At 62.3% G+C, this 26219-nt stretch carries 24 protein-coding genes, 1 tRNA gene and 1 riboswitch; of the genes, 15 read left to right on the forward strand and 10 right to left on the reverse strand.

What is annotated here, in order from left to right:
* Nucleotides 1-4: 4 nt before the first annotated feature.
* The 4 genes from ACZ9IU_RS04315 to ACZ9IU_RS04330 are packed head-to-tail and all read left to right on the forward strand — an operon-like array spanning nt 5 to nt 3769.
* Nucleotides 5-832 (forward strand): ABC transporter permease, encoded by an 828-nt coding sequence (locus ACZ9IU_RS04315; RefSeq protein WP_038548749.1) that lies wholly within the window; start codon nt 5-7, stop codon nt 830-832.
* Nucleotides 825-1646, forward strand: coding sequence for an ABC transporter permease (locus ACZ9IU_RS04320; RefSeq protein ID WP_038540075.1), 822 nt, complete (start codon nt 825-827; stop codon nt 1644-1646). The genes ACZ9IU_RS04315 and ACZ9IU_RS04320 overlap by 8 nt, the downstream gene beginning before the upstream one ends.
* A 32-nt stretch (nt 1647-1678) precedes the next feature.
* The gene (locus tag ACZ9IU_RS04325; RefSeq protein ID WP_038540077.1) at nt 1679-3103 is read left to right on the forward strand and encodes a M24 family metallopeptidase; all 1425 of its coding nucleotides are present in this window, start codon (nt 1679-1681) and stop codon (nt 3101-3103) included.
* Between the two features lie 3 nt (nt 3104-3106).
* Entirely contained in the window at nt 3107-3769 is a 663-nt protein-coding gene (locus ACZ9IU_RS04330) for a flavin reductase family protein (protein ID WP_038540079.1), read from the forward strand.
* Between the two features lie 216 nt (nt 3770-3985).
* On the opposite strand, the gene ACZ9IU_RS04335 is transcribed toward ACZ9IU_RS04330, so the two are convergent.
* Nucleotides 3986-4059: transfer RNA gene (locus ACZ9IU_RS04335), tRNA-Gln, on the reverse strand.
* A gap of 275 nt (nt 4060-4334) precedes the next feature.
* Here ACZ9IU_RS04335 and ACZ9IU_RS04340 point away from each other — a divergent pair.
* Together ACZ9IU_RS04340 and ACZ9IU_RS04345 are read left to right on the forward strand one after the other, a co-directional pair.
* Nucleotides 4335-5930, forward strand: coding sequence for a Ppx/GppA phosphatase family protein (locus tag ACZ9IU_RS04340; protein WP_051900030.1), 1596 nt, complete (start codon nt 4335-4337; stop codon nt 5928-5930).
* Nucleotides 5927-6736, forward strand: coding sequence for an RlmE family RNA methyltransferase (locus ACZ9IU_RS04345; RefSeq protein ID WP_038540082.1), 810 nt, complete (start codon nt 5927-5929; stop codon nt 6734-6736). The genes ACZ9IU_RS04340 and ACZ9IU_RS04345 overlap by 4 nt, the downstream gene beginning before the upstream one ends.
* Here the strand turns inward: ACZ9IU_RS04345 and ACZ9IU_RS04350 are convergent, their stop codons facing one another.
* Nucleotides 6737-8140: an MFS transporter gene (locus ACZ9IU_RS04350; RefSeq protein WP_038540084.1), complete on the reverse strand. Its 1404-nt coding sequence runs from the start codon at nt 8138-8140 to the stop codon at nt 6737-6739.
* 195 nt (nt 8141-8335) lie between these two features.
* Between ACZ9IU_RS04350 and ACZ9IU_RS04355 the strand changes: the two genes are divergently transcribed.
* The 5 genes from ACZ9IU_RS04355 (at nt 8336) to ACZ9IU_RS04375 (ending at nt 13204) form a co-directional block, all read left to right on the forward strand.
* Entirely contained in the window at nt 8336-9325 is a 990-nt protein-coding gene (locus ACZ9IU_RS04355) for an MBL fold metallo-hydrolase (RefSeq protein ID WP_038540087.1), read from the forward strand.
* A 179-nt stretch (nt 9326-9504) separates the two neighbouring features.
* Nucleotides 9505-11007: an IMP dehydrogenase gene (guaB, locus tag ACZ9IU_RS04360; RefSeq protein WP_038540090.1), complete on the forward strand. Its 1503-nt coding sequence runs from the start codon at nt 9505-9507 to the stop codon at nt 11005-11007.
* 175 nt (nt 11008-11182) lie between these two features.
* Nucleotides 11183-11545: a hypothetical protein gene (locus ACZ9IU_RS04365; RefSeq protein ID WP_038540094.1), complete on the forward strand. Its 363-nt coding sequence runs from the start codon at nt 11183-11185 to the stop codon at nt 11543-11545.
* Between the two features lie 103 nt (nt 11546-11648).
* Nucleotides 11649-12068 carry an MAPEG family protein gene (locus ACZ9IU_RS04370; RefSeq protein WP_038540097.1) on the forward strand — a complete coding sequence of 140 codons (420 nt, stop codon included), beginning with the start codon at nt 11649-11651 and terminating at the stop codon, nt 12066-12068.
* Between the two features lie 251 nt (nt 12069-12319).
* Nucleotides 12320-13204: a dienelactone hydrolase family protein gene (locus tag ACZ9IU_RS04375; protein ID WP_038540100.1), complete on the forward strand. Its 885-nt coding sequence runs from the start codon at nt 12320-12322 to the stop codon at nt 13202-13204.
* A gap of 113 nt (nt 13205-13317) precedes the next feature.
* On the opposite strand, the gene ACZ9IU_RS04380 is transcribed toward ACZ9IU_RS04375, so the two are convergent.
* Nucleotides 13318-13752: a 6,7-dimethyl-8-ribityllumazine synthase gene (locus ACZ9IU_RS04380; RefSeq protein ID WP_038540104.1), complete on the reverse strand. Its 435-nt coding sequence runs from the start codon at nt 13750-13752 to the stop codon at nt 13318-13320.
* A gap of 79 nt (nt 13753-13831) precedes the next feature.
* Nucleotides 13832-13975: riboswitch (FMN riboswitch) on the reverse strand.
* Between the two features lie 48 nt (nt 13976-14023).
* Nucleotides 14024-14974: a LysR substrate-binding domain-containing protein gene (locus tag ACZ9IU_RS04385; protein ID WP_038540107.1), complete on the reverse strand. Its 951-nt coding sequence runs from the start codon at nt 14972-14974 to the stop codon at nt 14024-14026.
* Nucleotides 14975-15169: 195 nt separating this feature from the next.
* Here ACZ9IU_RS04385 and ACZ9IU_RS04390 point away from each other — a divergent pair, with 195 nt between their 5' ends.
* On the forward strand, nt 15170-15469 hold the full coding sequence (locus ACZ9IU_RS04390) for a YjiS-like domain-containing protein (protein ID WP_038540110.1): 300 nt from the start codon (nt 15170-15172) through the stop codon (nt 15467-15469).
* 81 nt (nt 15470-15550) lie between these two features.
* Here ACZ9IU_RS04390 and ACZ9IU_RS04395 read toward each other — a convergent pair whose 3' ends face one another.
* The 6 genes from ACZ9IU_RS04395 to ACZ9IU_RS04420 form a co-directional block, all read right to left on the reverse strand.
* Nucleotides 15551-16456, reverse strand: a complete 906-nt coding sequence (locus tag ACZ9IU_RS04395; protein WP_038540113.1) for a DUF937 domain-containing protein — start codon at nt 16454-16456, stop codon at nt 15551-15553.
* Between the two features lie 91 nt (nt 16457-16547).
* Nucleotides 16548-17921, reverse strand: a complete 1374-nt coding sequence (locus ACZ9IU_RS04400; RefSeq protein ID WP_038540118.1) for a glutamate--cysteine ligase — start codon at nt 17919-17921, stop codon at nt 16548-16550.
* A gap of 127 nt (nt 17922-18048) precedes the next feature.
* Nucleotides 18049-18786 (reverse strand): 16S rRNA (uracil(1498)-N(3))-methyltransferase, encoded by a 738-nt coding sequence (locus tag ACZ9IU_RS04405; protein WP_038540121.1) that lies wholly within the window; start codon nt 18784-18786, stop codon nt 18049-18051.
* Between the two features lie 14 nt (nt 18787-18800).
* On the reverse strand, nt 18801-20306 hold the full coding sequence (locus ACZ9IU_RS04410) for an inorganic phosphate transporter (RefSeq protein ID WP_038540124.1): 1506 nt from the start codon (nt 20304-20306) through the stop codon (nt 18801-18803).
* Nucleotides 20307-20449: 143 nt separating this feature from the next.
* Nucleotides 20450-20956, reverse strand: coding sequence for an NUDIX hydrolase (locus ACZ9IU_RS04415; RefSeq protein WP_157885071.1), 507 nt, complete (start codon nt 20954-20956; stop codon nt 20450-20452).
* A gap of 213 nt (nt 20957-21169) precedes the next feature.
* Nucleotides 21170-21943 (reverse strand): FadR/GntR family transcriptional regulator, encoded by a 774-nt coding sequence (locus tag ACZ9IU_RS04420; protein WP_051899648.1) that lies wholly within the window; start codon nt 21941-21943, stop codon nt 21170-21172.
* A gap of 99 nt (nt 21944-22042) precedes the next feature.
* Between ACZ9IU_RS04420 and ACZ9IU_RS04425 the strand changes: the two genes are divergently transcribed.
* The 3 genes from ACZ9IU_RS04425 to glcF all read left to right on the forward strand — a co-directional run bounded on the left by ACZ9IU_RS04425 (nt 22043) and on the right by glcF (nt 26210).
* A complete protein-coding gene (locus tag ACZ9IU_RS04425) occupies nt 22043-23482 on the forward strand; it encodes an FAD-linked oxidase C-terminal domain-containing protein (RefSeq protein ID WP_038540133.1) in 1440 nt (479 codons plus the stop codon).
* On the forward strand, nt 23479-24675 hold the full coding sequence (locus ACZ9IU_RS04430; RefSeq protein ID WP_038540135.1) for an FAD-binding protein: 1197 nt from the start codon (nt 23479-23481) through the stop codon (nt 24673-24675). The genes ACZ9IU_RS04425 and ACZ9IU_RS04430 overlap by 4 nt, the downstream gene beginning before the upstream one ends.
* A gap of 230 nt (nt 24676-24905) precedes the next feature.
* Nucleotides 24906-26210, forward strand: coding sequence for a glycolate oxidase subunit GlcF (glcF, locus tag ACZ9IU_RS04435; protein WP_038540139.1), 1305 nt, complete (start codon nt 24906-24908; stop codon nt 26208-26210).
* Nucleotides 26211-26219: the final 9 nt, after the last annotated feature.

Raw genomic sequence — 26219 nt, forward strand, 5'->3', positions numbered from 1 at the left:
GATGATGAAGGCGAGCGGCTTCCCATACGTTATCCCGATGCTCCTGTTGTCGGTGGCGTTCTTTGCGACGCCGCTCGCCGTTCTCGTTGGGTTCAGTTTCATCGGCCCGGACGGACTGACACTCAACAATTACGGACGCTTCCTCGGCGATGCGTTCAATTATCGCGTGCTGATGAATACCGCAAAACTCGGTCTGCAAACCGTGGCGAGCACGACTCTTCTCGGGATTCCGATCGCGCTCCTGTACTGGCACAGCGGCAAGACGGCGCGTCAGGTCATTATCTTTCTGACGCTGATTCCCATGCTGACCAGCAACGTGGTGCGAACCTTTGCCTGGATCGTCATTCTCGGGCGGCAGGGGCCGATCAGCGAGACCTTCGTGGCTCTCGGTCTTGCAGGACAACCGTTCTCGCTGATGTCCACCGAACTCGGGCTGGTGCTGGCCATGTGCCAGATCGATCTGCCCCTTATCATCCTGCCGCTGATCGCGATCCTGTCGCGGACCCCCGTCCAATTCACGGAGGCCGCGCAGGTCTCCGGGGCCGGACCCTGGCGAATTTTCGTGACCGTACTTCTGCCGATGATGCTGCCGGGCCTGCTGGCCGGGTGGATACTCGTCTTCGCGAGTACCAGCAGTTCCTTCGTGACGCAGGCAGTCATCGGCGGTGCCCGCAATGTATATGTCCCACAATTGATCTATCGCGAGGTCGGCACGCTGTTCGACTGGTCCATGGCATCGGCTATTGCTGTCGTCTTGCTGCTCTCGACCGGAATTCTGCTGGTCGCAATGACCATGATTTCCCGTCACAGGAGGCTCGTTGGCCATGCATAACAAGCGTGAAAATCCTATCCCCGCTTTCCTCTATAAGGCATTTGTCTTCGGCTTCGGTGGCCTCAGCCTGATCTATCTGGTCGCCCCGATCATCATCGCGATCACCATGTCGTTTACGTCAGGACAGAGCCTGAAATACCCGCCGCAGGGCTTCTCGATCCGCTGGTACGAGGCCTTGTTCGACCCGATCCGTTCAGGAACCGAGCACATTGCGGCCGGAAACTCGTTGAAGATTGCCGCTCTCGCGGTTCTAGGATCCCTGCTGTTTGCGGTTCCCGCCACCATCGGCATGGCGCGGATGAAACGCAGCACCGTGAGTTCCATCGAACCTCTTCTGCTCGCGCCTCTCGTCCTGCCGAGCCTGGTCTACGGTCTCGCGGCACTGATCGTCGCCAACTTCGTCGGCTTCCAGCCTTCGCTCTGGCTGACAGTGACCGGCCATGTGGTCGTCTTCGGACCGCTGATGTACAGAGCCGCATCCGTCGTTGCCCAGGGCATCAATCCATCGCTGGCGGAGGCTTCGACGGTGATGGGGGCGAGGTGGTTCACGACGCTGCGACGGGTAATCTTGCCGCTCCTGTTGCCGGGCATTCTTGCCGGTGCGTTTCTCGTCTTCATCCAGTCGCTCGACAACGTGTCCGTCTCGCTCTTCCTCGCCGATGCCCGCACGACGGTGCTGCCGCTCAGAATGTTCGCTCTCATCGAAGAGTCGCTCGACGTCCGCGTTGCCGCGATGTCGGGAGTTCTGATCGCTCTCACGCTCGTGGTGCTGCTTGTCGCAAGACGGGTGCTGGCACCGCAGAAGCAGGCCTGACCTATTTTTTAGAATTCTGGAAGGAATACCCAATGAATATGCGTGCAACCAAGGCGGGCTCCTATCGTGTCGGATCGCTGCTCGCCGATTTCCAGCCGGACTTCGATTTTGCAGCACACTTGCCGCTGCCGGTCGAGGAATTCGAGGATCGCCTGCGCCGCATCCGCCGTCAGGCGGTCGAAGCGGGGCATGACGCGCTGATCGTCCACACCGGCGGTGTCGGCTGGTTTCACACGTCGAACCACTATCTCCGCTATATCTGCGACTGGATGCGCGAAGGCGTTCTGGTCATCCCGACAGACACCGACAAGCCGCTGACCCTTCTCTCCTTCTTCACCCAGTCCGTGCTCCTGCCGCCGGGGGGTGAACCGGTATTGGTCGAGGATATCTGGCAGATCGGCCCGATCGGCCGCGAATACGCCGACCGCCCGGGCGACTCGGTGGTCAAGACTGCCGAGAAATGCGCCGAACTGCTGGCCAGCCTCGGGCTGGCAAAGGCCCAGATCGGCCGGATCGGCGACCGTACCTCGCTGACATTCTGGGCGGCGCTCGACGAATTCATGCCAAAGAGCAAGTTCATCGCCGACAACGCCATTCTCGACCGGATGCAGAAGCTGCGTTCACCGCGCGAGATCGAGATGTTCCGGGCTGCCGCCCAACTGGTCAGCATCGCGACCCAGGCAGCCTATCACGTCGCCAGACCTGGCGTCACCGACCACGAGATCTATGCCGCCTTCACGCAGGCCCAGCTATCCTTCGGCGGTGAGACCGGCGACGGCTACCAGATCGGTGTCAACGAATTCGGCACCCATTGCGGCAAACCCTATGGCCATGTCGTGCGTCCGGGCGACCTGATCAATCTCTATGTCTCCAACATCACCTACCGCGGCTACACGGCCCAGACCGCCCGCATGATCGCAATCGGTGAGATTACCAAGCGGCAGGAGGAGGTGCTCGCCGCTTGCACGGAGGGCGTCAAGCGCGCCGAAAAACTGATCCGGCCGGGTGCGCTGATGCGCGACGTCAACAATGCCGCCTTCGAGCCGATGATCGAGCGTGGCATGTTGACCTCCCCGGAAGCCCGCACCATGCCCTATAACTGGGCGCCGATGGATGACGGCAGCGCGCGCCTTATCCCGCGTCAGTACGTCAAGAACATCGACTGGGAGGCCCAGGGCCGCAAGCTCATGCATGTCTATCCGGCGACGGAAGGCCCGCATAACCCCAATCTCGGCCATTCCGTCGGCATGGCTGGCAGCCAAAACAGTTTCAACATCTCCTCCCACAACTACGACCGGATGGAAGAAGGCATGGTGTTCGTGATGCACACACAGTGGCTGGAACCGCTCTCCGCCGGCTGCAATGTCGGCAACATGTACGTCGTCACCAAAGACGGGTTCGAGAACCTTTCCCGTCACACCCCGCTTGAAACCCATCGTATCGCTGCCGAGGCCTGACACATGACCGACCATACCCATTTCGATTTCGCCAAGCTCAATGAGCGGGAACGCTACAAGCTTCTGATCGGCACCGTGATCCCGCGCCCCATCGCCCTGGTGACGACGGTCAGCAAGGAGGGACGACCCAATGCGGGTCCGTTCAGCTTCTTCAACGTGCTGACCCATGATCCTGCCATCGTCGCCATCGGCGTCGAAAACTATTCGGACATGCGCTTCAAGGACACAGCGCGAAACATCCGCGAGACCGGAGAGTTCACAGTCCACATCTGCGACAACACGCTGGTCGACCAGATGGAGGTCTGCGCGATCAAGTTCGGCCCAGAGGTCGACGAGATGGAGGAGGCAGGCCTTGCGACCGTCCCCGGCCAGATGGTGCGCAGCCCGCGCATTCTTGCGGCACCGGCAGCGCTGGAATGCCGTCGCCACACGACCCTGCAGGTCGGCCCGGCGCGGGAAATCATCTTAGGCGAGGTGCTCGGCGTCTATGTACGCAGCGACGCTGTCAACCCGTCGAACCTGCATATCGACCAGCAGCTCATGGACGCGGTGGGTCGCATGGGTGGGCACACCTATGCCCGGACCCGCGACCAATTCGACATCAAGACACTGACCCCGCAGGAATGGGAAAGCAAGAAGGAGGGCTCGAAAGCGGCGGCGGAATAAGCGCGTTTATCCGCTTCCTCCGCGTGATCTGTGCCTTCTTATGGTCCGAACAATAAGGGCTGAGTAGAAGCCGGCGGCCGGGAGCGACGCCGCCGCGCGATTTCGCGCGTGGACATCACCTGTGGGCACCAGTTCTGGGCATCAGGTCGCCGATGACGCCAAACCGATATCCGGCACGACTGGAAAATCAAGGAATTAAGGGCTTTTAGGGAGAATTGGCTGGGGAACCTGGATTCGAACCAAGATTAACGGAGTCAGAGTCCGTCGTTCTACCGTTGAACTATTCCCCAGCAGGGCGCGCCGGTGAATGCCCGGGCCGGTGTGCGGCGCTTATAAACAAAAGCGGGCAGATTGCAAATACCGATTTCGAAAAAAATCGATGCCGTCGAAGCTTTCTCGCCGCCGCTGCGGAAAAGCTGGAAAGCTGCCCGCTGACACGTCCCTGACGTGAGCGGCAAAAAGCCGTTGGCGAAAACGTCGCTGCCTGTTATCTTCGCGCCAACGAAACAATCAGACGCCAGCGGCATACCTTCAAGAGGCTTTGCGCGGCGAGATGGACATAAAAGTGATGGACCCCGATAGCGGCGCAAAGCCGCCGGAAGGCGGGGCGTCGGCGGTACCGCGCGGAGAGGGTAAATCCTCAAGGCGTCGGAAGGCGAAGCGGAACGGCAAACGTCGTGACGCGGCGCCTGCAAGCCATTCGGATGCGGTCGATACGGCTGCTCCTGCCGGACGTCCCCATAACCAGGAACCCAACCCACAGGCGCGCAAGCGCAAGCGGCGGCGCGCGAAATCCGGCGGCGCTCAGCAGCCGGCACAGGGCGCGGGTGCGGCGCCCGTGACAGAGCAGGGTCAGGTCCGTGTCGAGGGCGGGCAACAGCCGCATTCGGCAAAATCGCCGCCGCGCAATCGGCGCAAGAAGAACAGAGGCGGCCGCGGCCTTCAGGGCCGGCCGCTGACGCCCGCAAAGGCGGTGCCGGGTGTGGCCAAGACCCCTGCGCCCGCCGGTTCGGGTCAGGGTTCATCCAAGGATGCCCGCGGCAGGGCCGGAAATGAAAGCCAGGGCACGGATTCCCGCGGCGAAAAATTCTCCTATGTCAACGATCTCTATGCGGCGCTCGACCTCGGCACCAACAATTGCCGCCTGCTGATCGCCCAGCCGACAAGGCCGGGCCAGTTCCGCGTCGTCGATGCGTTTTCGCGGATCGTTCGCCTGGGCGAGGGGCTCGGCACCAGCCGCCGGCTGTCGCAGGATGCCATGGACCGTGCCGTCGAAGCCCTGCGCATCTGCGCCACAAAGCTTGCCAACCGGCCGATCCGCCGCATGCGGCTGATCGCCACCGAGGCCTGCCGGGCCGCCGAAAACGGCGAGGAGTTTCTGGCGCGTGTGATCTCGGAAACTGGGCTGGAACTCGAAATCATCGATCGGGAGACCGAGGCACGGCTTGCAGTCTCGGGCTGCTCGTCCCTGGTCGGCCGCGAAGCGCGCTCCGTCGTTCTCTTCGATATCGGCGGGGGTTCGTCGGAAATAGCCGTCATCCGCATCGATGACAGCCGTTCGAGCCGGCTTGCCAATCATATCACCCACTGGACCTCGCTTCCGGTCGGCGTCGTGACGCTGTCGGAACGGCATGGCGGGCGCGACGTGACGCCGGAGGTTTTTGACGCCATGGTGACGGAAGTCGAAGGCATGCTGGCCGGTTTCGATTGCCCGCCGCTTGCCGCCTTCCGCCGCCAGGGCGCCGAGGATTTCCACCTGATCGGCACCTCGGGCACGGTCACCACGCTTGCCGGCGTGCATCTCGACCTGCCGCGCTACGACCGCCGCAAGGTCGACGGCCTGTGGCTGTCGGATGCGGAAGTCTCCGCCATGCAGGCAAAACTGCTCTCCTGGGATTTTGCCGGCCGTGCTGCCAATCCCTGCATCGGTCCTGACCGGGCCGATCTGGTGCTGGCCGGTTGCGCCATTCTGGAAGCGATCCGCCGCCGCTGGCCGAGCCAGCGCATGCGGGTGGCCGACCGAGGCCTGCGCGAGGGCCTGTTGACGGACATGATGGCCGATGACGGCGTGTGGCGCCGAGTGCGGCCGCGCCGCCCAGGGGGTAACCAGGCGGGCAATCCGGGTGCCGGCGGACAGGATGAGGCTGGAGCAAGGCGATGACGAAACCACCCTCCAAATCCCCCGGTAGCGGCAATCGCACCGGCCGCAAGCTCGGCCAGAAGGTCAAGAAGGGCAAGCTCAAGGCGTCGTCGCGGCGCTGGCTCGAGCGTCATATCAACGACCCTTATGTCCAGCGCGCCAAGCTCGAAGGATATCGCGCCCGCGCGGCCTTCAAGCTTCTGGAGATCGACGAGAAGCACCAGATCCTCAAAGGCGCCCGCCGGATTATCGATCTGGGTGCTGCGCCGGGAAGCTGGTCGCAGATCGCCGCCAATGTCACCGGTTCGACCGATGATGATATCCGCGTCGCAGCGATCGATTTTCTGGAAATGGCGCCGCTCGCCGGCGTCAAGATCCTGCAGCTCGACTTTCTCGATCCGGAAGCGCCGCGCCTGTTGATGGAAGCGATCGGCGGCACACCGGACCTGGTCATTTCGGACATGGCGGCGCCGACCACCGGCCACCAGAAGACCGATCACCTGCGCACCATGCATCTGTGCGAGGTGGCGGCGCATTTCGCCGTCGAGGTGCTCGGCGAGGGTGGCCATTTCCTCGCCAAGACCTTCCAGGGCGGCACCGAACGCGACCTGCTCAACATGCTGAAGCAGAATTTCAAGCAGGTCATCCACGTGAAGCCGGGTGCGTCGCGCCAGGAATCGGTCGAGATGTTCCTGCTCGCCAAGCATTTCAAGGGCCGCAAGGCCGGCGAGACTGTCCCGGAGTCCGAGATGGAGGAGACCGGGATGGAGGATGCGGACATCGAATACGCCGAGGCCGAAGACGCCGACCTGGACGATCGGGCCTGATTATTCGCCGGCTTCCGGCTGGATCCTGCCGGCCCGGTGGCCGGAGACGGCGGAGCCCGTCGCCGGGTCCAGCCTCAGCAGCGGCAGGACGGCGAGCAGCGAAAGAGCCGCCACCAGGAAGAATGCCAGGTGGAAGTCCGAGAGCTGCAGATGCGTGCCGGTGACCGCCGCCGACGCTTCTAGGATGAAGGCCGCAAAGGCGACGCCGAGCGCCATGCTGATCTGCTGCAGGACGGAGGCGATCGAGGTCGCCTGGCTCGCCTGCTCGTCTCTGATCTCGGAATAGCTGAGTGCGTTCGAGCCGGTGAAGAAGAACGAACGGCAGACGCCCGACATCAGCAGGAAGGCGATGATCAGCGCGTGCGACGTCTCCGGCGTGAAAAAACCGTTTGCCGCCGTGGTCGCCGCCCCGAGTAGGCCCGAAACGATCAGCGTCATCTTGAAGCCGGTCATTGCAAAGACGCGGCGGGCTGCGAACTTCACGATCAGCGCGCCGAGCGCGCCCGCAAATGTGATGAGGCCTGACTGGAACGGGTTGAGGCCGAAACCGAGCTGCAGCATCAGCGGCATCAGGAATGGAATGGCGCCGGTCGAGATGCGGAACAGCGTGCCGCTGCTGCTCGCGGCCCGAAACGCGTCGTCCTTGAAGAGCCTGAGGTTGAGGATCGGGGCGGGGTGGCTGCGCGCATGGACGACATAGGCGACGCCGGCCGCAAGCCCGAGCGCCGTCGCGGTGATGCCGATGGCCGGCGGCAATGCCGGAAGGCCGATGACCGAAAGCCCGAAGACCGTGCCGGCGGCGGTAACCGAAGTGAGAAAAAATCCTCGCCAGTCGATCGAAGGCGGATTGGTGGCCTCTATTTCCGGCAGGAAGATCGTCGAGAGATAGATGCCGAGCACACCGACCGGCACGTTGATCAGGAAGATCCAGTGCCAGGTGAAATAGGTGGTGATGAAACCGCCGATCGGCGGCCCGGTGAGGGGCCCGACCAGCGCCGGAATGGTGAGCAGCGCCATGGCCGAGACGAGCTCGCTGCGCTTCGTGGTGCGCAGGAGAACCAGGCGTGCAACCGGCGTCATCATCGCCCCGCCCATGCCCTGCAGGAAGCGCGACAGCACGAACTGGAAGAGATCGGACGAGAACGCGCAGCAGATCGAGCCGACGACAAAAACCATGATCGCGACACGGAAGATCCGCTTGGCGCCGAAGCGGTCCGCCATCCAGCCGCTGATCGGGATGAACATGGCGAGCGCCACCATGTAGGAAGTCAGAGCCAGTTTGAGCGTGATCGGGCCGACATTCAGGTCCGCGGCAATCGCCGGAAGTGCCGTTGCAATGACGGTGGAGTCCATCTGCTCCATGAAAAGGGCGACGGCGAGAATGAGGGGAACGATGCGGTTCATGAGGGGGCCTGCGACGGGCGGGGATTAAGGGCAGTCCATAGACCTGTTGATCCGGTCTGCCAATTGGAGAATCTCACCATTTCACGTTTTGGGTCACGTCTGCGTGAGATCGGATTTTCTCATCCCGAGCCGCGGTTATGTTCCCTGCGTATCGGACCCAGGGGTCTGGCGGCAATTCCAGGAGGCAGTTAAATCATGGCGAATTCAGGTATCGGACGGCGCACCCTCATCGGCACGGCCGGTCTGGGCATCCTCGCCGCTCCGGCAATCATCAATGCTGAGGTTTTTGCCCAGGAGAAGCAGCAGTTGGCAATCGATCGCGTCATCCCGCCGGACATTCATAAATTCAAGCTCGGCGGATTTCAGGTTCTGGTGGTGAAGGACGGCGCTCGTCCTTCCGGCGCTCCCGGTGAAACCTTCGGCCTCAATCAGCCAGCCGAAGCGCTTGCAACGCTGCTGAGCCAGAATTTTCTGCCCACGGACCAGTTCGTCAACAGCTTCTCCCCGACGCTCATTGATACCGGCAGCGACGTCATCCTGTTCGATACGGGTCTCGGCAAGGCGGCTCATGCCCAGGGGGCTGGACGCCTGGTCGAGGGGCTTGCCGCCGCCGGCTACATGCCGGAGGATATCTCGATCATCGTCATCACCCACATGCATGGCGACCACATCGGCGGCATCATGGAAGACGGCAGGCCTGCCTTCCCGAAGGCGCGTTATGTCGCAGGCCAGGTGGAATACGACTTCTGGACCGATAGCGCCCGCGCCGGCACGCCGGCAGAGGGCAATCAGAAGAGCGTGCTCGCCAACGTAAAGCCACTTGCCGAAAGGATGGCCTTCCTGAAAGACGGCGGAGAGGTGACGTCCGGCATTACCGCGATGCTCGCGCCGGGCCATACGCCGGGTATGCTGATCTTCAATATCGAGTCGCAGGGCAAGCGTCTGGTTTTGACCGCCGATACGGCCAACCACTACGTCCTGTCGCTGCAGCGGCCCGAATGGGAAGTGCGTTTCGACATGGACAAGGCGCAGGGAGCGGCCACCCGCAAGAAAGTCTTCGACATGATCGCCACGGAAAAGGTCGCCTTCCTTGGTTATCACATGCCGTTCCCGGCGGTCGGTTTCGTCGAAAAGCAGGGGACCGGCTACCGTTTCGTGCCGAAGAGTTACCAGTTCGACATCTGATTGTGCTGGAAAGCGATCAAAACCCGGGAGAAACACCTCTCGGGTTTTTGCTATTCCCTTCTTGTCATGAACGTGTTACCAGCCCTCGCCAACTTCCAAGCAATTGTTGCCGGAGCGTCGGGACGTATAGAGTCGTTCCTGAGCGCATCCCGCATTTTCTAGATCGAAGGAATTTGGCAATGGCACGCATCATTGAAACCGCAACCGGCGCAGATGCGCTTACCTTCGACGACGTGCTCCTGCAGCCCGGCCATTCCGAAGTCATGCCGGGCCAGACCAATATCGCCACCACCATCGCCCAGGACATCGAACTCAACCTGCCGATCATCTCCTCGGCCATGGATACGGTGACGGAAAGCCGGCTGGCTATCGCCATGGCGCAGGCCGGCGGCATCGGCGTCATCCACCGCAATCTGACCCCGATCGAACAGGCCGAGCAGGTCCGCCAGGTCAAGAAGTTCGAAAGCGGCATGGTCGTCAATCCGGTGACGATAGGCCCGGACGCGACGCTGGCCGACGCGCTGTCGCTGATGAAGTCCTACAGCATTTCCGGCATTCCGGTGGTCGAAAACGGCGGCGGCCACGTTCCGGGCCGGCTGGTCGGCATTCTCACCAACCGCGACGTGCGGTTCGCCTCCGATCCGGCTCAGAAGATCTACGAGCTGATGACCCGTGAGAACCTGATCACGGTCAAGGAAAGCAGCGTCGACCAGACCGAGGCCAAGCGTCTGCTGCACAAGCACCGCATCGAGAAGCTGCTTGTGGTGGATGGCGAAGGCCGTTGCGTCGGTCTCATCACCGTCAAGGACATCGAAAAGTCGCAGCTCAACCCAAATGCCTCCAAGGATGCGCAAGGGCGCCTTCGGGCCGCAGCCGCGATCAGCGTCGGCGACGATGGTTTCGAGCGCGCCGAACGTCTCATCGAGGCCGGCGTCGATCTTCTGGTCGTCGATACGGCCCATGGCCATTCGCAGCGCGTGCTTGACGCCGTTACCAACGTCAAGCGCATCTCCAACCACGTACGCGTCATGGCCGGCAATGTCGCGACCTCCGACGGCACCAAGGCGCTGATCGATGCCGGCGCGGATGCCGTCAAGGTCGGCATCGGCCCGGGCTCGATCTGCACCACCCGTATCGTCGCCGGCGTCGGCGTTCCGCAGCTCGCGGCGATCATGTCGGCCGTCGAAGCGGCACGGGCGCAGAACATCCCGGTCATCGCCGATGGCGGCATCAAGTTCTCGGGCGACCTTGCCAAGGCGATCGCCGCCGGTGCGTCCGCCGTGATGATCGGCTCGCTGCTGGCCGGCACCGACGAAAGCCCGGGCGAAGTTTATCTCTACCAGGGCCGCTCGTTCAAAGCCTATCGCGGCATGGGCTCGGTGGGTGCCATGGCCCGCGGTTCCGCCGACCGTTACTTCCAGGCGGAAGTGCGCGACACGCTGAAACTCGTTCCCGAAGGCATCGAAGGCCAGGTCCCCTACAAGGGCCCGGTCTCGGGCGTGCTGCACCAGCTCGGCGGCGGCCTGAAGGCGGCCATGGGTTATGTCGGCGGCGCCAATCTCAAGGAATTCCAGGAGCGCGCCACTTTCGTGCGTATCTCCGGCGCGGGCCTGCGCGAAAGCCATGCGCATGACGTGACGATCACCCGCGAGAGCCCCAACTATCCGGGCTCCGGGGCCTGACATCCGTCGGGGGAAAGGGGTTATTGCCCCTTCCCCCCGGTGTTTCAAGAAAGTCAGTTGGATGCCGGTCGCGATGCCCTGTCGCGATGGCCCGGGCGCTTATTTCTTTCGTGATTCCCTGCTAGATAACGAACGTTGGTGATTGTGCCGACGGGAGAATTTTTCGGGGGTAAACATGAAGAAGTTTCTGGCTTGCGCGCTCCTCTTGGGCGCAGCATTCGTGACGCCTGCGCAGGCGCAAACCGTTCGCGCAGGTACGTATAAGGTCGAGGGCACGAACCTCGATGGCTCCGCCTACAAGGGAACCGCAAAAATCGCGCTGACCAGCGAAACGACCTGCTCGATCGAGTGGAAGACCGGTTCCTCCACGTCCAGCGGGATCTGCATGCTCTATGGCGATTCCTTCGCCGCCGGTTACGTGCTCGGCAAGGCGGTCGGCCTCGTCGTCTACAAGGTCAATGACGACGGATCGCTGGAAGGCGCCTGGACCATTTCCGGCAAGGATGGTTCCGGCACCGAGAACCTGACCCCGCAATGACCCGCAGCTATGGATGAGATTACATGGCGCCGGTCAACCGGCGCCATTTGCGTACAGGAGAGCCCGCGTTATCTGGTTCCCCCGATGAAAATGAGGAGAACCGATGCTTTCCACTGATGCGACGCTTTGGCCAATGATCGCGCATGCCGCGCTGGTCTTCTTTCTCTACTGGCTGCTGTCGAGGAAGCGGTATCTGGCCGTCAAGGCAGGCAGTGTCGAAGCCGGTGAATTCCGTGAGAACCATAGGGAGCCACCGGAAAGCCTGGCCGTCCACAACAACCTCAAGAATCAGTTCGAACTGCCGGTCCTGTTCTACGCCGCCTGCCTCGTGCTGTACGTCTCGACCGCAGACAATGGCGGCACGGTCGCGCTCGCCTGGATCTTCGTCCTGTCCCGATATGCGCATTCCTACGTCCACCTCACCAGCAACCGGCTGCGTTATCGCCGCCCGATCTTCATGGCCGGCTTTTTTGCGGTGATGGCGATGTGGGTCTGGCTCGCGGTCTGGCTGGCTCTGAACTAGGACGCTTTAGCCTGGCTAGCGTTCGCCATGTTTATCGAGACAGGCGGGCGAGGCGAGAATGAACGGCCGCATCGCTGCGATCTGCCGAGCCAGCGGATGAGCCCGTCACAATCCCGGCTGGCTCATCCGCTCAAAACGAGCTCACGAACAAGTGTAATATCCAACACTTGGATCACTCAGTGTTTCATCTGCAAGTGAAAGCTCCTCGTTGTAGATTTCTTCGTCATACAGTCCGCTACGGAGGAAGAGGCATGGACAACGAGACCCCGAAGATCACCCAGGCGATGATCGACGCCTATGACGAATACACGCACCTGACTTTGGACCGCCGTCGCTTCATGGAGAAGCTGACTCAGCTTGCGGGCTCCGGTGCAGCTGCCGCGGCGATTGCGCCCCTGATCGGCGCCAGTTCTGCCAAGGCCGATATCATTGCCGCCAATGACGACCGGCTGACCACGGAGGATGTTACATATCCGGGCGCCAGCGGCGCGACGATGAAGGGTTATCTCGTAAAACCCAAGAATGCCTCCGGCACGCGCGGCGGCGTCCTCGTCATCCACGAGAACCGCGGGCTCAACGCCCATATCAAGGACGTTGCCCGCCGCATGGCGTTGGAGGGTTTCAATGCGCTCGCAGTCGACTTCCTGGCGCCCCAGGGCGGTACGCCGGCGGATGAAGAACAGGCCCGGCAGATGTTCTCCTCGCTGAAGCCCGACGACGTTTCGGCCAACGGCGAGGCAAGCCGCGCCTATCTCGCCGGCATCAGCGGTGCGAACGGCAAGGTCGGTGCGATCGGCTTCTGCTGGGGTGGCGGTGCGGTCAACAATCTGGCCGTGAAGTCACCCAGCCTCAGCGCCGGCGTCGCCTATTACGGTGCCCAACCGAAGGCTGAGGACGTGCCCGCCATCAAGGCGCCGCTGATGCTGCATTACGGCGGGCTCGACGAGCGCATCAATGCCGGCATCCCGGCCTTCAGGGCAGCGCTCGAAAAGAACGGCAAGACCTTCGAGATCTTCGTCTATGACGGCGCCAACCACGCCTTCAACAACGATACGTCGTCCGCCCGCTACGACAAGGCGGCCGCCGATCTTGCCTGGAGCCGCTCGGTGGCGTTCTTCAAGAAGAATCTGGCCTGATCCGGTCGCAGGTCCGCAAGCCGGCGGTGCTCGCGCCTGGGCGTTGCAATAAACGTTGCAATAAATAGGGAAGCCGGGGTCCAGCCCCGGCTTTTGTTTTTGGCGCCTATGCGTCAGGCGGCGATGCGTTGCCGCGTATCGACGATCATCTGGGCCGCCTGAGCGGCCTCGCGTCCCTTCTCGACGAAATGCGCGCTGAATATCGATTTGTGGTGCGCGGTTTCCTGGAAATGATGTGGCGTCAGCGACACCGACAGGACCGGTACTCCCGTATCGAGGCCGGCGCGCATCAATCCATCGACCACCGCCGAAGCCACGAAATCGTGCCGATAGATGCCGCCGTCGACGACCAGCGCTGCGGCCACGACCGCGGCATATCTTCCGGTCGCCGCCAGATCGCGCGACATGAGCGGTAGCTCGAAGGCGCCGGGCACGTCGAAGATATCGACGTTTTCGCTCGGCATGAGCTCGAGGAAGCCTTCGAGAGCCTTATCGACAATCTCGGAATGCCAGTTTGCTTTGACGAAAGCGAAGCGGGTGTGTGTCATGGAATCTCCTTCAGGTTACGACACGGCACCCAAGGCGATCACGCACGTCCGTAGCACCCGCGGGATGCGGGTGCTGCACGTCCGTTCTCTTTCATCCGGACTGTGACCGTCGGCTCAGGCATCGCACCTGATCTGCTGACCCTTCCATCGGAAGGCGCTCGCGGGCTCACGGCTCGCGCCGCCTACCGCCGGTGGGGAGTTTCGCCCCGCCCTGAGAACAGGGCGATTTAGCGCGACCGGTGAGGGGAAGGCAAGGCCGAACTCGTGACCCTTACCACCCCGGCATCACCTGTACGGCCCGGGCCCGCGGCATGCGCTGGAACGTTTTGGCCTCTCCGTCGAGATCGTCCGGAATGACCGCCGGCGAGATGTTGTCGAGACAGGCGGTGATGTGGTCGGTGATGGCATTCATCAGCGATGGCGAAAGCCCCGGCCGTTTCATGATGCCGATCTGCACCGGCGGCAGCGGCGGGAAGCCGTCGGCTGCGGCCAGCACCTTCATGCCGGTCCTGAGCGCCGATTCAGGCAGCACCGAGACAGCCATGCCGGCAAGCACCGCGGCTGCGACGACGGTCGAAGACCAGCTCGTGAACAGGACCTGGTATTCGCGTCCGTCCGCATCGAGCGCCGAACAGGCGAGTTGCCGCCACAGGCAATCGCGGCGACCGACCGCGAGCGGCACCGGCGCGTCATCCTTCAGCGGATGGTTGGCTGATCCGACCCAGCAGAGCGGCTCGGTGCGGACCACGTCGGAAATCCGCTGGCGCGGATTATGGGTGACGAGCGCAATGTCGAGTTCACCACGCGCCATCTTTTCGGCAAGGCTGACCGAGGGCTCACAGACGATATAGAGTTCGACATTCGGATGCGTCTTGGCAAAACGGCCGATGATCTCGGGCATGTAGCGGTCGGCATAGTCGTCCGGTGTGCCGATGCGGAGCGTGCCTTCGAGACGGTTGTCGTCGAAGGCAGCGATCGCCTCGTTATTGAGGCGAATGATGCGCCGCGCATAGTTCAGGAGCTTCTCACCCTCGGCCGTCAGCCGGTTGCCGCGGCCGTCCTTGGCAAACAGCTGCTTGCCGATCCGTTCCTCGAGCCGACGCATCTGCATCGAAACTGCAGACTGGGTCTTGAACACTCGATCGGCAGCCTTGGTGAAACTGCCGGTGTCGACGATGGAAATAAAGGTATGCAGCTGGTCGATATCAAGCGGAGCGGACATGAGAGTGACCCATCAGAGAGGTTGATGCTAATCATTAGAAACATTCGTTGGACTGATCAATAGGTTTTCCGCGATAAGGGGATCGCAAATCAAAATCGAAGGGTGCTTCTTCCCTGAGCGCCCAACCTGGACAGCCCTTCCGTCGGACCTCCACGGAAGGGATGGCCTTTCTCGTGCCTGCGAAAGGATAGACCAATGAGCACGACCGACTGCGGAACTGAACTCGATCTGGTTCACGAGGAGCGCGGCACGCAAGGCCGTCTGGCTGTCGTGATGCTGCGAACGAAATCCGTGTGGCGTGCCTTTCGCAATCGTTTGGCGAGCAATCGCCTTCATGATCTCGACGACCGCCAGCTCAACGATATCGGCATCACACGGCATGATGTGGTGATGGCGCTCAATCAGTCCGGCGTGCTGGACGATCCGTCTCTGCTCCTGTCGCGCTCCGCTCGTGAGCGTGCGCGGCATCGCTTTGCAAGACCGGCCAATCGCTGATCTTGCCTGACCTTTTCCCCGCAGGGTGATAGCCAATAGCCCTGCTGCTTGCCCGGCCGGTCGATCCGTGCCGGGCTTTTTTTATTTGGAAGGCTTTGGAGCGACAGGCGTCGCCGCCGGCTCGGCATTGGCGCCTGTGCCATTGCGCAGATAGGTGTCGAAGATCGCTTCCATGTTCTTCTGGTAGCTCTTCTGCACTTCAAGCCCGCTGTCGAACATGTTGTTCAGCACGTCGCGATAGGGATTGGCCTCGGCCGCGGGTGCGTCCTTGGGCTTTTCCGGTGTAGGTGCGGCCGTGCTGCTCGGGCTCGCGAAGGCGCCGCCCATCATGTCCTGGAAAGCCTTGGCAAACGGATTGTCAGCAAACGGGTTGCCGGTTGAAGGCTGCGGCTGCTCCGGCTTGTCGAGCCCCCACATGGAACGCATCGCCTGGGCGAAGGGATTATCGAAGGGATTGGCGGCTGGCTGCGGCTTCGCCTTGGGCTGCAGGCCCATGCTCTCCAGCCACTGCTGCTGCATCTGTCCCATCGGGGAGGCGGCGAACGCTTCGTTGGCGCCGGTCAACTGCCCGCTCATCTGCTTGAACAGCCCACCCATCAGCGTGTCGGCCATGGCCGGCATCATCTTCTTGAAGACTTCCTGGCCGATCCCTGTGAGCTGCTCGGCCTGGGCCGCGATCGCGCGGGAGACTTCCTTGGAGCCGAACAGCTTTTCGAGTACGGCATTGCCGTCCATCGTGCCCTGCGGCGTGAAGGCCTTGGTCAGGTCCTCGAAATATTTCGCATAGGCGCCGGACACCATGCTGCTCATCAGCGAGGTGAGGTCGTAAGGATTGGCGCTGGTGCGCTTGAACCCGGAGGAAAAGGCGGGCATCAGCGCCGCCATTGCCTGGGTAGCCTGTTCCTGAGCCAGGTTGAACTGCTTGGCGATCGCCTCCATGCCTGCGCCGTCCTGAGCTCTGAGCATCATGTCGAACAGTGGCAGCATGGAGAGAATCCTTTCCGGTTCGGGTGATGCACCACTATATCCGGAAAGTGCTGAACGGAAACCGGTTTTTAGAACCGATCTCAATCTCGCATCAGTATTGGTATTCCTCGAACACCGGCTCGACCGAACCGTTCCAGCGGCCGTGGTAGAGAGACAGCATGTCGTCTGCCATGGTCGTCTTCTTGGCAAGCACTTCGTCAAGCGGTTGCAGGAAGATGCTTTCGTCCTGGCCTTCGCCGTTCAGCCGCGCCCGCGCCTTCAAACCCGCCTTGGAGATCGCCACCGCCTCGCGGGCGACGTCGAGCACCGACTTGCCCTTGATTTCAGCCCTCAGGCCCTTCGCCGGCACGGCATCGCGCATGGCGATGACGTCCTCGACCGTCCAGTCGGCCGTCAGCGTCTCGGCATCGGCAAGGGCGGTGTCGTCATAAAGCAGACCGACCCAGAAGGCCGGCAGAGCACAGATCCGCCGCCACGGGCCGCCGTCGGCGCCGCGCATTTCGAGGAAGCGCTTTAGGCGGACATCGGGGAAGAGGGTGGAAAGGTGGTTGGTCCAGTCGCCCATGGTGGGTTCCCAGTCCTTGACCTCTTGCCTCAGGGCGCCGTTCATGAACTGGCGGAAGGTGACATGCGTGCAGTCGTGGTATTTTCCGTCGCGGACGATAAAATACATCGGCGCGTCTAGCGCCCATTCTACATAGTCGGCAAAGCCGAAATCTGGCCTGAACACGAAGGGCAGCACGCCGGAGCGCCGGTTGTCGGTATCGCGCCAGATATCGCCGCGCCAGGAGACCAGTCCGTTCGGCTTGCCTTCGGTGAACGGGGAGGACGCAAACAGCGCGGTGGCGATCGACTGCAGCTTCATCGACACGCGCATCTTGGCGGCCATGTCCTCTTCCGAGGAGAAGTCGAGGTTCACCTGGATCGTGCAGGTGCGGTACATCATGTCGAGGCCCTTGGAACCGACCTTCGGCATGTAGCGCGTCATGATGTCGTAGCGGGATTTCGGCATGCGCGGGGTTTCCGCGAGCGTCCATTTCGGGCTGCCGCCGATGCCGAGAAAACGGATGCCCATCGGTTCGGCGATCTCGCGCAGAACCGCGAGATGCTGGTTGGATTCCCGACAGGTCTGGTGGATGCTCTCGACCGGTGCGCCGGAAAGCTCGAACTGGCCGCCGGGCTCGATGGAAATCGCCCCCATGCCGGACTGCTCGCCGAGCCCGATGATGTTCTCGCCGTCCATGATCGGCTCCCAGCCGAGCTTCTTTTCCATGCCTTTCAGCAGCGCGGAAATGCTGGCGTCGCCGAAATAGGGAACCGGGCTGTTGTCCGCCCGGAAAAAGGCGAATTTTTCATGCTCCGTGCCGATGCGGAAATCTTGCTTCGGCCGAGCTCCCTTCGCCAGGTAGGCGGAAAGCTCGGACACCGAGGTCAGCGGTGTCTGGTCGGTCGTATCGCGGGCCATGAAAATTACCTTGCTCGGAATGCCTGATCTAGACGGATAGCCGGCTGATTGGACCGGATTGATGTGCGCTGCAAGTGAATTTCTTTCAAGATAGATTCAGAATTTCAAGGCCGTCATGTCAAGCGGGTCACCGCCAGTCGCCGACCGCTGCCTGGATGACTGCGAGCGCCGCGACCGCGGCCGTATCCGCCCTTAATATCCGGGGCCCGAGCGGTATCGCGGTGACGAAGGAAAGCGAACGCAGCCTTTCCCTTTCCTCGTCCGAAAATCCGCCTTCCGGCCCGACCAGCAGCGCCAGCTTTGTCTCTTTGATTGCCGTAAGGATCGGCAGCGGGTTCTGGCCCTCGTCGCCTTCGTCGCAGAAGATGATGCGCCGATCGTGGCGCCAGCTGTCGAGCAGGTCGCCGAGCTTCTTTGGCGGCGCGACCTCCGGCACCGACAAAATGCCGCACTGCTCGGCGGCCTCCACCACATTCGCCTGAAGCCGGTCCATGCTGGTGATCTTGCCCTGCACATGCTGGGTCATCACCGGCTGGATGAACCCCGCACCCATCTCGACCGCCTTCTGCACCAGATAGTCGAGGCGGCCGACTTTGAGCGGCGCAAAAAGATAATGCAGGTCGGAGGCCGGCGGCTGCGGCCGGGTTTCCTCGATTGCTTCCAGCACGATCTTCTTTCGGGTCGGATAGGTGATCCTGGCCTTCCATTCGCCGTCGCGGCCGTTGAAGAGCAGGATCGCTGTCCCTTCCTCCATCCTCAGCACGTTGGCGAGATAATTGAACTGCTCCGAGGACACCTCATGACGGGCACCGGTCCCGAGCGGCGCCTCGATGAACAGCCTCTGCATCCGGAAATTGGCGCGCATGGAAACCTCGAAGCCTAGACGAACAGCGCGAACATAGCGGTGGCGATCAGCGCCGCAAGGGCGGCGGCCGCCGGAAGCGTGATCGTCCAGGCGGCTATGATGCTGAGAAAATGCGAGCGCCGCACCAGGTAACGCCGTTTCAGCTCGTCGTCATTGCGCTCGAAGGGCTCGGTGGTATCGAGGTCCTTGCCGGCCCGCACCCGCATGTATTCGAAGCGGCGGCGCGAATGCCGGGTGTACCATTCGCGGAAGAAACCGACGCCGAACACCGCACCGACAGCAATGTGGGTAGAGGAGACCGGCAGCCCGATCCAGGATGCGACGATCACGGTCAATGCCGTCGACAGCGAGACGCAATAGGCGCGCATCGGATTGAGCTTGGTGATTTCGGCGCCGACCAGCCGAACCAGCTTCGGGCCGTAAAGCAACAGGCCGAGCGAGATGCCGAGGCCGCCGATGATCAGTTCCCAGAGCGGAATGTGCACGCCGGCCGAAATGCCCCTTTGCGCTGCCGAAACGATGGCGGCAAGCGGACCGATGGCGTTCGAAACGTCGTTGGCACCGTGCGCGAACGAGAGCAGCGCCGCAGAAAGGATGAGCGGAATGCGAAAGAGCGTGCGAAGCGACTGGTTGCGGTTTTCGAGCCCTTCGGCCTGCCGGGCGATCACCGGGATCAGCAGGCGCCAGGCGGTGAGGCCCGTCAACAGGGCGATCAGCGTCGCGACCGGCGTCGAGACGTCCACCAGTTCTCCCAGCCCGAGCAGCGCCAGATAGCCTGCAAAGGCGCCGGTCATCACGCCGATCAGCACCGGCACCCATTTCTTCGCCGCGGCGATCTTGTCCTCGCGGTAGATGATGGTTTCCTTGACGAAGAACAGGAAGGTGGCGGCGATGACAGCGCCGAGAAGCGGGGAAAAGACCCAGCTTGCGGTGATGCCAGCGATCGTTCCCCAGTTCACTGCGGAAACTCCGGCGGCCGCGATCCCGGCCCCCATGACGCCGCCGACGATCGAATGGGTGGTGGAAATCGGCGCGCCGAGCCATGTCGCGACGTTGATCAGCACCGCTGCCGAGAGGAGTGCCGCCATCATCGCCCATATCAGCACGTCGGGGCTGGTGATCATGCCGCCCTGCATGATGCCGTTGGCGATCGTGTTGGCGACGCCCCGGCCGGCGATCACGGCACCTGCCACTTCGAAGACGGCCGCAAGTCCGAGACCGAAGGCCATGGTCATGGCACGGGCGCCGACGGCCGCGCCGATATTGTTGGTGACGTCGTTGGCGCCGATGTTCATCGCCATATAGGCGGCAAGGCCGGAGGCGGCGATGACGACGACGGCGCCGGGTTTGCCCGTCACGTAGGCGGCTGCAAAGATGGCGACGAGGATGATGAACAGCAGCGCCGTTCCCGGTGCGGCAAGCCCGCGCGACATCTGTCGGGCGGCTTCCTCCACGGAGGAGAATTTCTCCAAATCCTTGTCGAGCGTCGGCTTCGCCAGGCGCGGCCTTCTTTGGCCCATATCTCCATCCTTGGGTGAAAAGTGAGGCGCGAGAACGGAACTTGCCTGCCGTCTCCGCCTCGGGGAAGAAATCAATACCTATCGCTTAATAGCGAGCGCAGGCGAAGGCAATATTGCCGAATTGGGAAGATGCTTCAAAGCACCTAACTTGCAGCCTTGATTGCAAGCTGCGGAACGCGCGGCTGCATTCGTTCGGCGAACTGCAGGAAGAGAATCTTCAGTTCCGGTTCATTGACGCGCATCGCCGCCTCTTCACAGGAAACCCATTCCAGCGTTCGAGAGCCTTTTTCCGGATAGCTTTTCAGGCATTCTTCCACTTCGAGCGCGTGGACCTGCACCCGCACAGGGATCTTCAGGCCGTTATCGAGGGTCTTGCGATAGTGATAGAAACCGAGCGGTTCCTTTTCCACCTTGCCCTTGACGCCAACCTCTTCGAACGCTTCGCGTTCGGCGACCTGGTGAGCCTTCTTGTCGGTCATCGGCCAGCCCTTGGGCACGACCCAGCGACCGGTATCGCGGCTTGTCGCAACAAGAACCTCGAGTTGTCCCGGCTTCTTTTTTATCCGGTAGCAAAGCGCAGCATATTGCTGCCGCGGCGGCCGCTGCAGCATCAACCTGAGATTGCTCGTAACCCGATCCATCAAGCCCAATTTCTGTTTCGTCCTCCAGAGGATGATATTTTACTAATATAATGCTTGCGCGAGGATTAACGACCCCTGGCAGCTTTTTTGAGAAGAATCACGGTGGATAACAACCATGGACGCGATAACCATTGTGAGGCCACTTGGTTTCACGTCAATAGAAATTTGCACAGGTGTTCAATTGTAACTGTGCATGACGTCCGGCAATCCGCAGCAGCCGCCTCAAATTTTGGTCTGCATCATCCTGAGTTGTGCGACCCGGCTCCATTCGCCGGTACGTTCGGCCTCGTTGGTGACCTTGGAGATGAAGTCGATATGGTCTTCCGCAGCCCTTCGGGCTTTGGCAGGATCACCGTCCAGTATCGCCTGGCCGATCGCCTCATGCTGCGTCATCACCGCATCATGGGCGCTGCCGACATTGAAGATGATGCGGCGGTTGTAAAAGATCCCGTCGCTGAGCAGCCGGTAGCAGGCGCGGAGGGTATGCATGAGAATGATGTTATGCGCCGCATCGCCGATGGCATTGTGGAATTCGACGTCGGATGTCAGCTCGTCCTCGAAACGCCCGTCCCGATGCGCACTGCGCATCGTCTCCAGGATGCGCTCGATGAGTTGCTTGTCGGTGTCCGTCGCGCGTTCGGCAGCAAGTTCCGCCGTCATGCCTTCGAGCTGGCGACGATATTCCAGATAGTCGTGAACCGCGCGCTGATGCCGGCGGATCAGGGCGACCAGCGGCGGCGAGAAAATCTGGCCGACGATATCGGCCACGTAAGTGCCGCCGCCATGCTGGCTGGTGAGCAGCCCGCGCGCCTCAAGCTCCTTCAGCGCCTCCCGCAGGATCGGTCGGGAAACGTCGAACCTCTGCGCCAGTTCGCGTTCGCCCGGCAGGCGGTCGCCGTCGCGCAGCACACCGTTGAGGATCAGGCTCTCGATCTGCAGGATGACCTCGTCCGCAGTTCGACCATGCGGCACCGGCGCGAAAAGCTCATGCGTCAACTTTACCGTCTCCAAATCGGGTGATGCCAGCCGGGCGTTCGGGCTTCTTGTATCACTGGTAAAAAAAGTATACCAGTTGAATGTCTTTAGGAGGAGCCCGTGGCCGATACGATCAGTTTTCTGAAGCCTCGCGAGGCGGTGCTGTCGCGCCGGGCGGCGATCATTGCCGACCTGACCGAGCTTCTGCCCCCCGAGTGCCTGGTCCATGAGGCACGCGAACTGGTGCCGTTCGAGACCGACGCCTTCGTCTCCTACCGCCGCCTGCCGCTTGCCGTCGCCCTGCCGAAGACCACGGCGCAGGTGGCCGCGGTGATGAAATACTGTCATCGTTATGGCATTCCGGTCGTGCCGCGCGGGGCCGGCACCTCGCTTTCCGGCGGCGCCATCCCGCAGGAGGATGCAGTCGTGCTCGGCCTGTCCAAGATGGCTCGTATCCTGGAAGTCGACTACGCCAACCGCACCGCCACCGTGCAGGCCGGGGTCACCAACCTCAACATTTCAGAAGCGGTCGGCATCGACGGGTTTTTCTATGCGCCGGACCCGAGCTCGCAGCTCGCCTGCACCATCGGCGGCAATATCGGCATGAATTCCGGCGGCGCCCACTGTCTGAAATACGGCGTCACCACCAATAATCTGCTCGGCGTGAAGATGGTGCTGGTCGACGGCACGGTGATCGAACTCGGTGGCAAACATCTGGATGCCGCGGGTTACGACCTGCTCGGCCTCGTCTGCGGTTCGGAAGGCCAGCTCGGCATCGTCACCGAGGCGGTAGTGCGGCTGATCGCCAAGCCGGAAGGCGCCCGTCCGGTCCTGTTCGGCTTCGATACGTCCGAACACGCAGGTGCCTGCGTTGCCGATATCATCGGTTCCGGCATCATTCCGGTCGCCATCGAATTCATGGACAAGCCGGCGATCGAGATCTGCGAAGCCTTCGCCCATGCCGGTTATCCGCTCGACGTGGAAGCGCTGCTGATCGTCGAAGTCGAAGGTTCGGAAGCCGAAATGGATGCGATGCTGAAGGCGATCGTCGAGATCGCTGGACGCCACGGCGTCAAGACGGTGCGCGAAAGCCAGTCGGCAACCGAGGCGGCGCTGATCTGGAAAGGCCGCAAGTCTGCCTTCGGCGCCACCGGCCGCATCGCCGATTACATATGCATGGACGGCACGGTGCCGCTCGGCAAGCTCTCCTATGTGCTCAACAAGACCTCCGAAATCGTCGACCGCTTTGGGCTCAGGGTCGCCAACGTTTTCCATGCCGGCGACGGCAATATGCATCCGCTGATCCTGTTCAATGCCAACGACCCCGAGGATGCGGCCAAGGCCGAGGAGGCCGGCAACGAAATCCTGAAGCTCTGCGTCGATGCCGGCGGCTGCCTCACCGGCGAACACGGCGTCGGCATCGAGAAACGCGACCTGATGCGCCATCAGTATTCGGAGGCTGATCTCAACCAGCAGATGGCGGTGCGCTACGCGTTCGACGAAGGCTGGATACTCAACCCGTCGAAGGTCTTTCCGCTGGATGGACGGCCCGCAGCATGACGCTGATCCCGAATTCCGAGGCGGACGCCGCCTATATCATCCGCAATGCCGCCGGCGACGGCAAGAAGCTCGCCCTTTGCGGCGGCAATACCCGCGCCGGTTTCGGCAACGCCGCCGAGCCTGCCGAAATGATGAACTCGACCGGCCTTTCCGGCATCGTCGACTATGAGCCGGCGGAAATGGTGATGACGGTCAAGACAGGTACGCCGGTCGCCGAGATCGAGGCGGTGCTTGCCGCCAACCGGCAGATGATGGCCTTCGAGCCGATGGACCACCGCGGCATCATGGGCACGCTCGGCGAACCGACGATCGGCGGCGTATTTGCGGCCAATGTCTCCGGCCCGCGCCGTTTCGTCTCGGGTGCTGCCCGCGACAGCCTGCTTGGCATCCGTTTCATCAATGGCCGGGGCGAAGCGATCCGCGCCGGCGGACGGGTGATGAAGAACGTCACCGGCCTCGATCTCGTCAAACTGCTCGCCGGCTCGCACGGCACGCTCGGTTTTCTGACCGAGGTGACTTTTCGGGTGTTGCCGGTGCCGCAGACGGTGGAGACCATCGTCATCTCCGGCCTCGACGACGCGGCCGCCGCAAAGGCGATGGCGGCGGCGATGGCGCTGCCGGTCGAAGTATCGGGCGCCGCCCACCTGCCTCAGACCGTCCGGTTCCGTTTCCTCGGCGGTGGATTGCCGGAAGGCGAAGCGACTGTCCTGCGGCTTGAAGGCCTTGGCGCGTCGGTTTCCGTGCGTGCCGAAAAACTCGCTGCCGTCATGGAGGCCTTCGGTCCGGTCTCGCGGCTCGGCCTGGAGCAGAGCCAAACGCTCTGGCGCCAGATCCGCGATGTCTATCCCTATTCGGATGGAACCCTGAAACCCGTCTGGCACGTCTCGATCGCCCCATCTGCGGGCCACCAGCTCGTCGCCGCCCTCCGGCTAGAAACCGGCGTCGATGCCTTTTACGACTGGCAGGGCGGGTTGGTCTGGATGCGCATGGAAGCCGATCCGGAAGCCGAACTGGTGCGCCGCTATATCCGTGCTCTCGGCGGCGGGCATGCGACGCTGCTGCGGGCGTCGGATGCGGCGCGCGCGGGGACGCAGGCTTTTGAGCCACAGCCGGACGCGGTGGCGGCACTTTCTGCCCGCGTCAAACAGAAACTCGACCCGGCGGGCATTTTTTGCCCGGGGAAGATGGGGTGATGAATATGTCTTCGGTCGTGCCCAGGCGCCCCCCTCCGGCCTGCCGGCCATCTCCCCCACAAGGGGGGAGATCGACTCGGAGGAACGTTGCGCCCATCTCGACGGTAGCCGATAAAGTGATGTCCGCGCGTCTTGCCGATCTCCCCCCTTGTGGGGGAGATGGCCGGCAGGCCAGAGGGGGGCTGGCAGAACGCGGAGCGATCGGCGGAAATGCGAGGGATATCCATTAAATGCAAACCAACTTCACCCTCGCTCAGCTTGCCGATCCGCATGTGGCCGAATCCGAGCAGATCCTTCGCCGTTGTGTGCATTGCGGTTTCTGCACTGCCACCTGTCCCACCTATGTGACACTCGGCAACGAACTCGACAGCCCGCGCGGCCGTATCTACCTGATCAAGGACATGCTGGAAAACGGCAGGCCGGCGGATGAGGAAGTGGTTACCCATATCGACCGTTGTCTCTCCTGCCTTGCCTGCGTCACCACCTGTCCGTCCGGCGTCGACTACATGCATCTGGTCGATCATGCGCGCATCCATATCGAGAACACCTACCGGCGCCCGCTGGTCGACCGGTTGATCCGCAACCTGCTTGCCGCGGTGCTGCCCTATCCCGCCCGCTTCCGCACGGCGCTCGGCCTTGCAAGGCTCGGCCGACCCTTCGCCCCGCTCCTGAAGCGGGTTCCGGCGCTAAGGCCGTTGGGAGCAATGCTGGATCTCGCGCCGAAATCCGCCGCCAAGGTTTCCGATTCCGCAAACCCCGGCACTCGTGCGCCTGAGGCAGAAAGGCGCGGCCGCGTAGCGATCCTGTCAGGTTGCGCCCAGCCTGTACTTGATCCGGGTATCAACGACGCCACGCTGCGGCTTCTCGCCCGGTTCGGTGTCGAAGTCGTGGTGCCGGAGGGCGAGGGCTGCTGTGGCGCGCTCGTTCACCACATGGGCCGTGAAGAGCAGGCGCTCGATTTTGCCCGCCGCAATGTCGATGTCTGGACGCGCGAAATCGACAAAGGCGGGCTCGACGCGATCATCATCACCGCGTCCGGCTGCGGCACGACGATCAAGGACTACGGCCACATGCTTCGCCTTGATCCGGCCTATGCGGACAAGGCGGCAAAGGTTTCGAGCCTTGCCAGGGACATTACCGAATATCTGTCGACGCTCGACCTGCCAAGGCTGGAGCCGAAGCGGCTCAATGTCGCCTATCACTCCGCCTGTTCGATGCAGCATGGCCAGAAGATCACCATGGCGCCCAAGGCCCTCCTGAAGGCGGCGGGCTTTACCGTCCGCGACCCGGGGGAGGGGCATCTCTGCTGCGGTTCGGCCGGCACCTACAATATCCTGCAGCCGGAAATCTCGGAGCAGTTGAAGGCCCGCAAGGTCAGGAATATCGAGGCCACCAAGGCGGACGTGATCGCCACCGGCAATATCGGCTGCATCACCCAGATCGCCTCCGGCACCACGATCCCGATCCTGCACACGGTGGAGCTTCTGGACTGGGCCTATGGCGGACCGAAGCCGGAAGAGATCCCGGCCAGATAAAAAGGCCCA

It is taken from the genome of Mesorhizobium sp. USDA 4132, from assembly GCF_056279545.1.

Coding starts and splice junctions, on each gene's coding strand:
- ACZ9IU_RS04365 (WP_038540094.1), top strand. CDS start 11,183: ATGAAGAAGTTTCTGGCTTGCGCGCTCCTCTTGGGCGCAGCATTCGTG.
- ACZ9IU_RS04400 (WP_038540118.1), bottom strand. CDS start 17,921: ATGGCCCGCGATACGACCGACCAGACACCGCTGACCTCGGTGTCCGAG.
- ACZ9IU_RS04380 (WP_038540104.1), bottom strand. CDS start 13,752: ATGACACACACCCGCTTCGCTTTCGTCAAAGCAAACTGGCATTCCGAG.
- ACZ9IU_RS04370 (WP_038540097.1), top strand. CDS start 11,649: ATGCTTTCCACTGATGCGACGCTTTGGCCAATGATCGCGCATGCCGCG.
- ACZ9IU_RS04430 (WP_038540135.1), top strand. CDS start 23,479: ATGACGCTGATCCCGAATTCCGAGGCGGACGCCGCCTATATCATCCGC.
- ACZ9IU_RS04395 (WP_038540113.1), bottom strand. CDS start 16,456: ATGCTGCCACTGTTCGACATGATGCTCAGAGCTCAGGACGGCGCAGGC.
- ACZ9IU_RS04390 (WP_038540110.1), top strand. CDS start 15,170: ATGAGCACGACCGACTGCGGAACTGAACTCGATCTGGTTCACGAGGAG.
- ACZ9IU_RS04325 (WP_038540077.1), top strand. CDS start 1,679: ATGAATATGCGTGCAACCAAGGCGGGCTCCTATCGTGTCGGATCGCTG.
- ACZ9IU_RS04350 (WP_038540084.1), bottom strand. CDS start 8,140: ATGAACCGCATCGTTCCCCTCATTCTCGCCGTCGCCCTTTTCATGGAG.
- ACZ9IU_RS04405 (WP_038540121.1), bottom strand. CDS start 18,786: ATGCGCGCCAATTTCCGGATGCAGAGGCTGTTCATCGAGGCGCCGCTC.
- ACZ9IU_RS04375 (WP_038540100.1), top strand. CDS start 12,320: ATGGACAACGAGACCCCGAAGATCACCCAGGCGATGATCGACGCCTAT.
- guaB (WP_038540090.1), top strand. CDS start 9,505: ATGGCACGCATCATTGAAACCGCAACCGGCGCAGATGCGCTTACCTTC.
- ACZ9IU_RS04320 (WP_038540075.1), top strand. CDS start 825: ATGCATAACAAGCGTGAAAATCCTATCCCCGCTTTCCTCTATAAGGCA.
- ACZ9IU_RS04355 (WP_038540087.1), top strand. CDS start 8,336: ATGGCGAATTCAGGTATCGGACGGCGCACCCTCATCGGCACGGCCGGT.
- ACZ9IU_RS04330 (WP_038540079.1), top strand. CDS start 3,107: ATGACCGACCATACCCATTTCGATTTCGCCAAGCTCAATGAGCGGGAA.
- ACZ9IU_RS04410 (WP_038540124.1), bottom strand. CDS start 20,306: ATGGGCCAAAGAAGGCCGCGCCTGGCGAAGCCGACGCTCGACAAGGAT.
- ACZ9IU_RS04315 (WP_038548749.1), top strand. CDS start 5: ATGAAGGCGAGCGGCTTCCCATACGTTATCCCGATGCTCCTGTTGTCG.
- ACZ9IU_RS04345 (WP_038540082.1), top strand. CDS start 5,927: ATGACGAAACCACCCTCCAAATCCCCCGGTAGCGGCAATCGCACCGGC.
- glcF (WP_038540139.1), top strand. CDS start 24,906: ATGCAAACCAACTTCACCCTCGCTCAGCTTGCCGATCCGCATGTGGCC.
- ACZ9IU_RS04385 (WP_038540107.1), bottom strand. CDS start 14,974: ATGTCCGCTCCGCTTGATATCGACCAGCTGCATACCTTTATTTCCATC.